General features: G+C 66.3%; 11 protein-coding genes and 1 other RNA gene. 5 read left to right on the forward strand and 7 right to left on the reverse strand.

All coding sequences use genetic code 11. The features are described 5' to 3' along the window. Positions 1 to 41: 41 nt before the first annotated feature. A complete protein-coding gene (locus V6K60_RS10675) occupies positions 42 to 365 on the forward strand; it encodes a YbjQ family protein (RefSeq protein WP_332450508.1) in 324 nt (107 codons plus the stop codon). A 622-nt stretch (positions 366 to 987) separates the two neighbouring features. Here the strand turns inward: V6K60_RS10675 and arcS are convergent. From arcS to V6K60_RS10695, 4 genes are read right to left on the reverse strand one after another with little or no spacing between them, the layout of a single operon-like run. Continuing rightward, a complete protein-coding gene (gene arcS / locus V6K60_RS10680; protein ID WP_332450509.1) occupies positions 988 to 2622 on the reverse strand; it encodes an archaeosine synthase subunit alpha in 1635 nt (544 codons plus the stop codon). Next, positions 2609 to 4060 carry a tRNA guanosine(15) transglycosylase TgtA gene (gene tgtA, locus V6K60_RS10685; protein WP_332450510.1) on the reverse strand — a complete coding sequence of 484 codons (1452 nt, stop codon included), beginning with the start codon at positions 4058 to 4060 and terminating at the stop codon, positions 2609 to 2611. Before tgtA ends, arcS begins: the two co-directional genes overlap by 14 nt. 5 nt (positions 4061 to 4065) lie before the next feature. Beyond that, on the reverse strand, positions 4066 to 4632 hold the full coding sequence (locus tag V6K60_RS10690; RefSeq protein ID WP_332450511.1) for a TIGR00296 family protein: 567 nt from the start codon (positions 4630 to 4632) through the stop codon (positions 4066 to 4068). Between the two features lie 29 nt (positions 4633 to 4661). Continuing rightward, positions 4662 to 5144 carry a hypothetical protein gene (locus tag V6K60_RS10695; RefSeq protein WP_332450512.1) on the reverse strand — a complete coding sequence of 161 codons (483 nt, stop codon included), beginning with the start codon at positions 5142 to 5144 and terminating at the stop codon, positions 4662 to 4664. A 279-nt stretch (positions 5145 to 5423) separates the two neighbouring features. Here V6K60_RS10695 and rnpB point away from each other — a divergent pair. Then, an RNA gene (rnpB, locus tag V6K60_RS10700) (RNase P RNA component) lies at positions 5424 to 5771 on the forward strand. 36 nt (positions 5772 to 5807) lie between these two features. Here rnpB and V6K60_RS10705 read toward each other — a convergent pair. Beyond that, positions 5808 to 6065 carry a hypothetical protein gene (locus V6K60_RS10705; protein WP_332450513.1) on the reverse strand — a complete coding sequence of 86 codons (258 nt, stop codon included), beginning with the start codon at positions 6063 to 6065 and terminating at the stop codon, positions 5808 to 5810. Positions 6066 to 6177: 112 nt separating this feature from the next. Between V6K60_RS10705 and V6K60_RS10710 the strand changes: the two genes are divergently transcribed. Next, positions 6178 to 6732, forward strand: coding sequence for a CBS domain-containing protein (locus V6K60_RS10710; protein WP_332450514.1), 555 nt, complete (start codon positions 6178 to 6180; stop codon positions 6730 to 6732). A gap of 2 nt (positions 6733 to 6734) precedes the next feature. On the opposite strand, the gene tpiA is transcribed toward V6K60_RS10710, so the two are convergent. Continuing rightward, positions 6735 to 7403 carry a triose-phosphate isomerase gene (tpiA, locus tag V6K60_RS10715; protein WP_332450515.1) on the reverse strand — a complete coding sequence of 223 codons (669 nt, stop codon included), beginning with the start codon at positions 7401 to 7403 and terminating at the stop codon, positions 6735 to 6737. Between the two features lie 56 nt (positions 7404 to 7459). Further along, a complete protein-coding gene (locus V6K60_RS10720) occupies positions 7460 to 9973 on the reverse strand; it encodes a U32 family peptidase (RefSeq protein WP_332450516.1) in 2514 nt (837 codons plus the stop codon). Positions 9974 to 10056: 83 nt separating this feature from the next. On the opposite strand from V6K60_RS10720, the gene V6K60_RS10725 reads away from it, so the two are divergent. Together V6K60_RS10725 and V6K60_RS10730 are read left to right on the forward strand one after the other, a co-directional pair. Next, positions 10057 to 10857, forward strand: a complete 801-nt coding sequence (locus V6K60_RS10725; protein ID WP_332450517.1) for a pyrroline-5-carboxylate reductase family protein — start codon at positions 10057 to 10059, stop codon at positions 10855 to 10857. Between the two features lie 52 nt (positions 10858 to 10909). Next, entirely contained in the window at positions 10910 to 11539 is a 630-nt protein-coding gene (locus tag V6K60_RS10730; protein ID WP_332450518.1) for a type I 3-dehydroquinate dehydratase, read from the forward strand. Positions 11540 to 11541 lie beyond the last annotated feature (2 nt).

Genomic DNA, 11541 nt, shown 5'->3' on the forward strand with positions numbered 1-11541 from the left:
GGGGCGCGAGGGGACCATCGAAGCGATCAAAGAGTGACACCATGATACTGACAACGACTGCAGAGGTGCCGGGCTACGCCGTGGGAGAGATCCTGGGCGTGGTCTTCGGCAACACGGTACGGACGAAGAACATAGGAAAGGATATCACAGCGGGCTTAAAGAGCCTCGTCGGCGGCGAACTCGAGGAGTATACCGATATGCTCTCCGACGCCCGGACCGAGGCATACAACCGGATGGCGAACGCCGCCCGCGACCTCGGGGCCGATGCCGTTGTGAACATCCGGTTCACGACCTCCCAGACGATGGCGACCGCAGCCGAGCTCCTCGCCTACGGGACGGCGGTGAAGCTCGTCCCGAAGAAGTAAGAGGTTTTTGGGTATTTTGGAGCAGGGAATTCTGTATTTTTTTAAATTAAGACTTACAGTGCGGATTTGAGGCCGTGTGTATCGGGAACGTGTTTGACCTCCTGCGGGGGTTAAATCTCTTGCTACTCGCACATTTCCGTAACACGGATTTCCACCGGCTTCGCACCTTCGGTGCTCTAGCTCCGGTTCTCCGAACCATCGCTTATCGCCCCGCACTGCCCCCGCCCCGCGGGGCGGGGGAGGAGGCCAGAGGCCGGGCGGGGTGGGGGCACAGGTATGGCCTTCTGGGGTAGAGACAGGGGAGGGGGATGCTCCCCCCTTCGTACCTATCGGTGCTCAAGCTCGCTTCGCTCGCACTCCCCGTCAGCCCCACTTCGCACCTGGCGGTGCTCGAACTCCGCTCCTGCGGAGCGTCGTTCCCCAAATGGCGATAAGCGACTTGCCGAAGGACAGGATCTCGAGCATCAGAGGTGCGCAGCCCCCAAGGTCCACTGTACCGGGCTCTATACTCACTTGACTGTGTTACCTGATGCCGCAGGCACAAAAAACGACGCCCTGTAGCGGTTTCATGGTTAACCGCTACAAAACATGAGCCACGAGGGACCGAACCCCCCCGACCTCCTCACTCCGCGATCTTCTTCGTCTTCCGCACTCTCACCGCGACCCCGCGCTTTGACCGGAGCATCTCGTCCGCCCCCATCATCGCCCTCCCGGTGGCGACCGCGAGCGGCCCTTCCACCAGCACCTCGTCGCCCTCCCGTATCCGGGGGTCGCAGTCCGTGATCCCCGGGGCAAGGACGTCGCCCTGCGGCACGAAGGCATCGATTTTGACCCGGTAGCCCTCCGGTATCAGGTCCCAGCCCTCGAACGTCGGGCGGAAGAGCCCGGTCCCGGCATCGATGCTGAAGAGTTGCTGCTTCCCGCGGAGAACTGCCATCTGCATGCTCCTCCCCCGGACCTGGAGGCCTCTGGTGTTGATATCGGTCGCAAACTGCCAGGAGACCGTGCCCTTGATGGTGTCGGTCTGCATCCGCCGCTCGCCCTCGAGGGCGTCGTTCAAGGCCCGGAGCGAGGCGGGCGCCGTCGGGTGGCCCTGGCAGGTCACCTCGAGGTCGAACCCGCAGGCTTCTGCCGCCATCTCGGCGACGGTGAGCGCGCCGCCGTCGAGGTGGGCGATCACCCTCTGGTAGGGGTGCGCGGCGAAGTAGCGGGCCAGGATATCGGCGATGAAGGCGCACTCTTCCCGGTCCCAGTAGCCGGTCACCGGCACGTCGTAGTGACCCGCCGGGTAGACCCGCTCGAGTTCTCTCGGGACGAGACCGAGCGGCGAGGTGACGATCAGTTCGTGCGCCCTCCGGTCCACGACGTTGACGAAGAGCCGGTGGCTCCGGGAGAGCGAGTAGGGCTTCCGCGCCGAGCAGGGGAGGAGGACCGCGACGTCCGTCCGGGTCGGGACGAACCGCTCGATAACCCGGTCGGCGAACCGCCGGATCTCCGCACGGTTCTGCGACTCGGCGGTGTTGGCCCGCATCGGCACCGCCCGCACCACCGGGAGGGAGCGCTCCATGAGGGCGTAGTTCCGGTCGAGGAACCGGAGGATGCCCACCTGTGCGGCGTCCGCACGGCACCGGGACTCCATCAGCTCCCGGAGACGCCCGGCCTCGATGTAGTGGCGGACGAGGGCGAGTTCGCGGTCGAGTGCGAGACGGTTGTGCCGCACAAGGTCGCCGTCCCGGCAGCCTTCGCACCCGCAGACTGCGGTCTCCATCATCGAAGCGGGGAACTCACCCTCCGGCAGGCAGAACCGCTTCTCTCTGGACGCGAGGTCGACGGCCCGGTAATCGAAGAGGTCGAAGCCCGAGTAGACGAGGAGGCAGGCAGTCGAGGGGAGCGCCGAGGCCGGGGCGTACCACGCGGTGTCCGGCGGGAGGCTCTCTTTTAAGGTCGTAAGCCAGCCGGCGTAGTTCCGGGGGTTCTTCTGCGCCGTATGCCAGTTTGCGACGAGGACGCAGTCGCCGGATTCCGCCGGGGCGGCGAGCGGGTGGACGGCCACCGGCTGCCCCTCTCCGGGCGAGAAGTAGTCGCGGACGAACGCCTCATCTGCACCGAGCGGGACGTTCGAGAACGGGCGCTCCCTGAGTGCGGAAAAGAGGGTGCCCGTATCGAGCGCGGCGGGGAGGGAGACGCTCGTCTCCCCCTCCGCATAGGTCCCTATCCGGGCGAGGCCGTCGCGCTTCACCGCCTCATACCTGCTCATGGTACACCTCCGCGTCGGGGACCTCTTCATGGACGAGACGCGCCCACGCCTCGCCGCACCGGACAGCAAACCGGCTTTCCGGGTGCGCTTCCATCAGGGCCCGGATGCCCGCGCACCCCGACCGGACCATATCGTCGTCCCACTCCGGGACCTCACTCTGGCCGACGGGGAAGGTCTCCGCAAGTTCCGTGGGGTAGGGCCCGAAGGGGGGCTTGAAGTTCAGCACCGTATCGAACCCGGGTGCCCCCTGCGCGTCAAACGAGACCAGCACCCGCTCACCGACGGGAATGCGGCCGATGACCTCGTGGAACCGGAGCACCTCCGTCCTCCGGCAACTCTCCGAGCCCCGGTAGAAGAACCGACGCTTCGAGACGGCGTCGTCACGTTCAAGATCGGCCGCGTGGGCGAGGAGTTCCCGGTAGCCGTCGAGCAGCCGCGGGTGGCTCCGGCACCGCTCGTCGACCAGTTCCCAGAGGGTCCCGTCCTGGATCGCCTGCCGGATGCGGGCGATCTCCGCAAGGCTGACGTGGAGGTTGTGGAGAGCGAGCAGCCGCTCCCGGTCCCCGGACGCCCTGAGTTCGTCGGCGGTCATCGAGCGGCAGACCCGGCAGGGACAGGGGAGTTCCGCGAGTTCGTCGATCTTGAGGCTCCCATGCGTGGTGATGTAGCGCCCTTCCCGGGCAAAGAGAGCATATGCTGCCGAATCGAAGAGGTCGCAGCCCATGGCGACAGCGAGGGCGAACATCGACGGATGGCCCGCCCCGAAGAGGTGGACGGCGGTTGCCGGGGAGAGGCCGCGTTTGGCCGCAAGGACGACCTCGACCAGGTCCCGGTAGCGGTAGTTCTCCATCAGCGGCACCACGGCACCGATGGGAGCGAAGGCGAGGTCGAGGTCCTGGACGGCCCGTCCGGCCTCCTCGCGGAGGTCGGGGAAGATGCCGCCCTGCACCGGCCCGGCGAGGTTCGCGTCGGGAAAGAGTTCTCTCGCCTCCCGGAGCCGCTCCATCGTGACCGCGAGTTCCCGTTCCGCCCGCTCCCTGCCCGCGTCCGGCGGGGTGGGGATGTCCAGGGGAACGATGATCTCGCTTCCTATCGCCTGCTGGAACTCGAGCGTCTCCTGGTTGCTCACCTCGACCTCGCCATAGACGGAGAGCTGGAACGAGCCGGAGTCGGTCATAACGACGCCGTCGAAGTCGAGGACCTTATGGAGCCCCTCCTCGAGCGCCCGGTCGTGATACTCCGTGCTCCGCCTGAAGATGTAGGCGTTCGTGATCAGGGCCTCGACGCCCATTTCCTGCATCTCGCGGGGGGTTATCAGGGGGAGGTGGGGGTTGACGACGGGGAGGAGCGCAGGCGTCCGGACCGTTTTTTCGTTCACCCTGAGCCTGCCGACCCTCCCTGCGATATCTTTGTGTAGGACCTCAAACGTAATTGCCATTCGGGTTAAACCGCCTTTTCTTCGAATATCTGCCCCTCGAAGGTCTGCACGGCGACGTCGCTCTGTCTCCAGCACCCGGGCCGGAGCCCGGCCTTGACGCAGGTCTGGTCAAGGAACTCGGTGCTGGTCCAGCCGTACTCGGTCGGGACCTGCGGGAGGAGGAGACCTCCGGTCCCGAGACCGCTGACGATCAGGCCGTGCTTCCCGACCTCGACGCAGGCAGGACGCTCCTGTGGCAGGCACTCGAGCGGCCGGGGCACGGTGAGCACCGTCACCTCGAGGTCGAGGCCGGCGAGTTCCGACCGCGATACCGGCGGGAACCGGGGGTCCTCAAGAGCAGCCGAGACGGCCGCCTCGACGATCGCTTCGCCGAGTGGTTTTATCGGGTAGGGGAGGCCGATGCATCCGCGGAGGTTTCCCCCCCGCTTGATCGTGACGAAGACGCCGCGCTTCTCCCCAAAGATAGGGGAAAGAGCAGGCAGCGTCATCCGTTCACCGCCGACGGCTTTCTCGATGGCACTTCGTGCCAGACGAACTGCCGTTCTGCCTTCTTCCGGGGTCAGCATTTCCATCAAAATGGGTCGTATGATATTGAATACTTTTAGTCTTCCGGAGAAGAAGAGGCGGCGGTGCCGGCGCCGGGAGCCCCGGCCGGGCCGGTGATCGAGCAGGGCAGGCCCCCTTCGAGGCGCACCTTGACGGTCAGGGCCTCCCCGGCGGGGAGGGAGCGGTCGAGGCGAAGCTGGACCGTGCACTCCTCACCGGCGGGAAGGAGCGTGCCGCCGTCACCATCCCCGTCCCCGAGCGGTGCTGCCGTCCACGTGCCCGGGACCGGAGAGGCATCTGTGGAGAGCCTGAAGACCTCCAGGTAGTTTCCTGCCAGGACCGTCACGCTGGCCCGGGAGAGATCGACCGCTCCGTCCTCCCCGGTATTCGCGACGACAAAGGCAAGGGTGTCGATAGAGATGCCGGAGAGTGCCGGGACCGACGAGAACCCGGTGACACCCCCCACCAGTGCAAGACGCGGTTCGCCCGCGGCCAGGACCGGGTACGCGCCAGTACCGGGCGACGACCCCTCGTTCATAGAGCCTGCTCCGATCGAGACGAACGAAAAGAGCGTTGTGACGGCAACAAACGCCGCGAATATTGCCGCGAGCTCTAGCTGTGTAGATACCTCACTCCCCCCCATGGTGATAACGCCAGGGGTAAAAACCGGCGGCGAGCATATAAATCTATCCCTGATCCGGGATATGCGCGGTCGATCCGGGAGGATTCACGGGAGGTCCACGGTGCCGGATGAGGGAAGGCGGCCCGGGCGGGGTACCCGTAGAGGTATATATTCTCCCGGTCGAATAGTACCGGGGAGAGAGAGAGTGCGGCCGACGGTGGCACATCCTGTGCTGCTGAGGAAAGTCCTCCCACCGGCCAGATACGCAGCCGCATGCAAGTGCGGGTGGCGAGAGTCACGGCAATGAAACAGAAACGACACGGCCCGCCGTCAGTGATGAAACGACCGAGCCTCCCTCCGGGGGGGCGAGAAGCGCGGTTCTTCCGTGCGATAACTCGTTGAACGTAGCGGCGGGAAACGATGAAACGGTGAATCCCTGCGGGTGCAAGCCAGAATAGGGCAGATGGACAGTCTGGTGTCCGCCCAGGTATGGCGCGTAGCTGAATGCCGCACCGAACAGAAGGAGGCTTACTCCTCCCACTCCCTGCTCGTGCAGCCCTCTTCTTGATGGAACGTAACCTATCTCTTCGGTTTCAGGTCGATCTCATCGAACGTCACGACGTGCGAGTCGACGATCTCGTTCCGGTCGTTCATGGATATATGGACGAAGATCTCAATGGGCGCATTCTCCATGGATACGACGTCCCCGTGCTCCGCCCTGACAACGAACCCGAGAGACGTGAGTTCGTTCTGGACGGCCTCACGGGTGTGGTAGGTCGAGAGGATCTCCCTGACCTTGAGAAGGACGTCCTGCTGCTCTTCACTGTTTACGGCCATATCACTCCATGAAACCTTGCGCTATATCAACCTGTGCCGGCAAGGAGACGGGACGCGATCCTGTCGCGACGGAGGAGCAGGTATATAAGAAAAAATTACCTATAGTAATAAGATGGAGATACCCACCCCGGCTGAACTCAGGGAGAAACGGCTCCGTATGGGCTTAAAGCAGGCGGATGTAGCCCGAATGGCCGGAATCAGTCAGTCCATGGTCGCGCGGATCGAGGCAGGCAGCGTGGACCCGAGGGTGAGCACGCTTGCGAGGATCGTGGAAGTCCTGCAGGCGGCAGAGCACTCAGGCATAACGGCGGCCGACGTGATGAACAAACCCGTGCTCTCCGTTGCCCCGGGTGACCCCGTCGGGCGTGCCGTCGAGATCATGGGACAGAACGGCATCTCCCAGCTGCCGGTGCTCGAGAGAGGGGTGCCGGTCGGGTGCATCTCCGAATCAGCGATCATGAACGCCATGGAAGAAGGCGGCCTCCACCAGACGCACCGGAGGCTGGTGCAGGACTACATGGAGCCCGGGTTCCCGACGGTTCCCCCGACGGCGCCGATCGATACGCTCGTCCACCTCCTGCATCACAGCCACGCGGTCATGGTGCTCGATAAAGGAGAGGTGCAGGGTGTCATCACCAAGCACGACCTGATATCCCTGATAACCTGATTTTACAGCAGCGAGACCAGGTCCCGGAGGACGGCCTCGGGGTCGTCGGCCTTGACCACGCTTGATGCGAGAAGGACACCGCTGGTCCCGAGGTCGACGGCAATCTTTACACATTCGCCGGACTGGATGCCCGCCCCGGTCAGGACCCGCACGTCCGGGTTCACCGCCGAAACAGCGTTGACGGATCGCTCGATGATCCCCGGGTCGGCCTTCGAGACGGAGACGCCGCTCCCGATCAGTTCCGGGGGCTCGATCGCGACGTAGTCGGGCCGAAGGACTGCGGCGGCGGCGCTTGTCGCGTCGTTGTTCGTGCAGACGACCGACTCGAGGTGGAGCCTTCGTGCAGCCTGGATGCAGGCGTCGATATCGGCCAGGGTGAGACGGCGCTCGGAGTGATTGATCAGGGTGCCGCGGGCGCCTGCCGACCGGACCGCCTCGGGGAGGATATGGCCGGTATGGGCACCGGGAGCGATCGCATCGATATGCTGGGCATAGACCGGGATCGCGTAGTGGTGGCTCATCGGGTGAAGTTCGGTGAAGACCGGCGCGACGCCGATGATGACGCCGCTCTCTCTTGCCACGGTCTCGGCCGCAGCGGCGATCCGGTGAGCGTTACTGCCCATTCCCTCCTTATAGGTCTTGAGATTGACCAGAATCAACGGTGAAACCATTCTCCATCACGTCTGACTGATAGGTTGCTTCCCTTGATATTAACTTGTGGGGGCGCTCACCCTGAAAGTCCCCGGGTGAAATGCCCGCCGGTGATGCCCCCGAGCGCCCGCCGTTTCACCTCGTCCTTGAGTGCGGGGAGCACGCCGGCGTCGGACCGGCCCACGGCCTCAAGCCCTTCACGATAGAGGGCGGTCATCTCCCCGGCGTAGTGCTCTCCCCGGCCCCGGGCATCGATGGCGACGGCGTCGATACCCATCGCAGCGATATCGGGTAGGTGATCGATGAGAGAGGTCTCGACGGCGTTTGCGATATAGGTCCGCCCCTCACCGTCCCGCCGGAGCGGGAAGACACGCTTACGCTGGTCCTCAAGCCCGAGGAAACGGTCGGCCTCGAACGCCGCTGCCAGCCGGTCCTCGGTCACCATCGCCTCGATGTTCCCCTGCACGAGCACCTCAAGGAGCGGGGCGTCCCCGACCGCCGCCGCGAGACCTGCCAGGTCGGCGGCCGGGAGCTCGGGGGAGGCCGTACACCGCAGGAAGAGCGGTGCAAGTTCCGCGGCGGTGCGGTGGTTCCAGACGTTCAGCCCGGCGGCGCCGTAGAGGTCCAGCCGGGGCTCTGCCCGCCGGACCGCGTCCGCCGCCCCGGTCCCGCTCACCATCACCCCGCGGACGCCTGCGTCGTAGAGCGACGGGAGGAGCGGGGCCGCAGTGTCGAGGAACCCCTGCCGGGTGATCGACGGCCATTTCCAGACGAGGTCGGCATTCGCTTCCCGGCAGACGGCGGCGGCCGCTTCGAGGATCTCCGGGGTCGCGACCTCGATATAGACGGTCCGGGCACCCGCCCGGACGGCGGCCCCGGCACCCTCAAGCGTGTCGGTGTAGACCGCGACCGACGGGAGACGGGGTTCTCGTCCCGGTCCTGCCGCACGCGTCAGCCCGGAAACCGCCGTTTCGGCCCGGAATCGGGCCGCCTGCACTGCATCCGGGTCCGGGCGGCGGGCGGCGAGGACGGCCTCCTCGACCCTCTCTAAGAATGAACGCCTGACCCGGTTCAATTCGCCGAGCGGCGTAAAGAGCCCGCCGGGGTAGCGGAGGTCCAGATTCCGGACCGTAAACGGCGTTCCCCCAGTCTTTTCGAGCTGCTCCGCGATCTGCTCCCCGGTGAGCGGCCGGTTCCGCGCCGGCTCCATCCGGAGGTCCGGGCGGTAGCGCACCCGGAGCGGTTCGCCGCCGGTCTGGAGGAGACCCTCCAGGCAGGGCGTGCCGTCCTCCCAGGTGACCGTGAGATCGATGGCGAGCTGCGGCAGGGGTTTTGCCATGACCTGCTTTGCCCGCTCCTCGAGGTCAGCGCTCTTCGTCAGGAATACCCGGGCGCCCTCCCCCACCGGCGCGGGGACGGAGAGCCGTACTGCGGCGTGTCGGACGGTGGGGGTGCTCCGGACGACCGCGCCGAGATCCCCGTCGGGGTCGTCCGTGCAGAAGGCGAGCCCGTCCCCCGGGCGGGGTACGAGGGCGCCGGCGAGCCGGACGGTCGCCTCCTCTCTCCGCGAGTCGTATCCGGTGACCGTGCCGAGGAGGACACCCCGGTTCCCGGGCCGGTCGCGGGCCATGATATCGGAGGCGCCGAGGAGGTATCCCTCCGTGAACTCCCGGTTGAACGCGAGGGCAAGGTCCCGCATCTCCTCGCTCGAGGGCGACCAGGCCTCCCCGGTGGCGATCGCGTCGAGGGCGTGCCGGTAGATGCTCACCACCGTCGCGACGTACTCCGGCGACCGCATTCTCCCCTCGATCTTGAGCGACGCCACCGGTGCACGCACGAGGCGGTCCAGGGAGGGGTAGACCGCGAGGTCCCGCGTCGAGAGGAGGTAGCGATCCCGCCCGGGCACGGTTCGGAGGTCCTTTGGGCGCCCGTAGTCGTCCTTCCCGGCGGTCACGAGCCGGTAGGGTTTCCTGCACGGCTGGGCGCACATCCCCCGGTTCCCGCTCCGCCCCCCGATGACCGAGGAGAGGAGGCACTGGCCCGAGTAGCAGTAGCAGAGCGCACCGTGGGCAAAGACCTCGATGCCGACCCCTCGTGCCTCCGCTTCCCCTGCTATCCCCTCGATCTCGGGGAGGGTGAGTTCCCGGGCGAGGACCACGCGGGAGAAACCCTCCCGTGCAGCCCGGATGACGCCCTCACGGTTGTGGACCGTCATCTGGGTCGAGGCGTGGATGGGGAGGTCCGGGACAACCTCCCGGGCGAGCGACGCCACCCCGGCGTCCTGCACCAGGACGGCATCGGCCCCGGTCTCGTAGAGCCAGAGGAGGTAGCGGGCCACGTCGGGGAGTTCGGCCTCCCGGACGAGGATGTTGACGGTGACGTAGACCCTGACGCCGTGGAGGTGCACGTAATCGACGGCGGAGCGGAGTTCCTCGTCGGAGAAGTTCGCTGCGAAGTGCCGCGCCCCAAACCGCCTCCCCGAGAGGTAGACGGCGTCGGCGCCGGCGGCGACCGCGGCGGACAGGGCCTCCGGCGACCCGGCCGGTGCAAGCAGTTCCGGCGACCCGGATCCATGGTGATCGTGCGGCATCTGTGCGGTACCATTCTCCCGGCCGGCCTATATACCCGGCGGCGCGTATCTTTTTTTGGAGAGCGGGCGATATGGAGAGGAGTATGGACTGCGCAGGAGTTATCGGCTACGGGCACATGGGCCGGATGCTGGTGAAGGGTTTTCTCTCGTCGGGGGCGCTCTCTCCTGGCGAGGTCGTGGTCGCGTCCCGGAGCCGGGAGAGCCGGGACGCATGCGCCGCCGCATGGCCGGAGATCGACGTCGCGGAAACGAACAGGGAACTCGCCCGGCGGTGCCGCACGATCATCCTCGCTGTCCGGCCGCAGGAGATCCGGGAGGTCCTCCGCGAGATCGTGCCGGTGCTGGACGGGGACGAGCATATCGTCTCGCTCGCCGCCGGCGTCAGCCTCGGAGACCTTGAGGCGCTCTATCCGGGACCGGTCACCCGCGTCATCCCCACGATCACCTCCACGGTCGGGCAGGGGACGACGCTGGTCTGCCACGGGCAACGGGTGGGGACGGACGATGCTCGCCGGGTGGAGGAGGTCTTCTCGTCCATCGGGGACGTGATGCCGGTCAGGGAAGAGGACCTCGCGGCGGCCACACTCCTGTCGAGCTGCGGGCCGGGGCTGCTTGCCGCCATCATCGAGGAACTGGCCGGCGCGACAGCCCGTGCAAGCGGCCTCCCGCCGGACCGGGCACTCCTGCTCGCGACGGAGATGGTCGCGGGCACGGCCGCCTATCTCCGGGAGACCGGCAGGGTGCCGGGGGACCTGGTCGGTGAGGTTGCGACCGGCGGCGGGGTCACAGAGGTCGGGGTGGCGGTCCTCCGGGAGCGGCTGCCGGGGGTCTTCGACGGGATGGTTGCCGCCATGCTGGAACGTTGCGGCGCGGTGGGGAAGTGACGGGGATGGCGAAGAGACTTTTTAATGATGGACGGGTATACCTCCGGTGCATATGAAGATCGTCGTCTCAGTGGAGGATGTCGGCGTCATCGACAAGGTGGTGGAGTACAGCCCGACGTTCATCGAGGTCCGGCTCGACCGGATGGAGGGGGACCTGCAGGACCAGGTCCGTGCGATCCGGGAGAAGACCGCCATCCCCCTGATCGCCACGCTCAGGAGCAGGGATGAGGGGGGCCGGTTCGTCGGGGACGCCGCCCTCTGGGCCCGGATCATCGGGCCGATAGCACGATACGTCGATCTCGTGGACGTGGAGGCGCGCTACAGGGACCACGCGCCGTTCATCAAGGGAGAGGGCGTCCAGATCCTGGCGTCGCTGCACACGACCGAGATGCCCACCCTGCCGGAGCTCGGGAAGATCGAGGAACTGCTCAGGTTCTACGGTGACATCCCGAAGATCGTCGTGAAGCCCCGGACCCGGGACGACCTCCTCGACCTCGTCACGTTCACCCACCGGGCGCAGAAACCTATCTGTACGAGCGTCATGGGCGCCGAGTTCCGCTACGTCCGCCCGATCCTGCCCCTCTTCGGGTCGGAGTTCGTCTTCTGCCATGCCGGCACCCCGACGGCCGAAGGGCAGTACCATATCCGGGAGATGCGGCAGCTCGCGGATCTGTTGAAGTGAGG

It is taken from the genome of Methanoculleus sp. (genome assembly GCF_036677455.1).
Taxonomy (GTDB): Archaea; Halobacteriota; Methanomicrobia; order Methanomicrobiales; family Methanoculleaceae; genus Methanoculleus.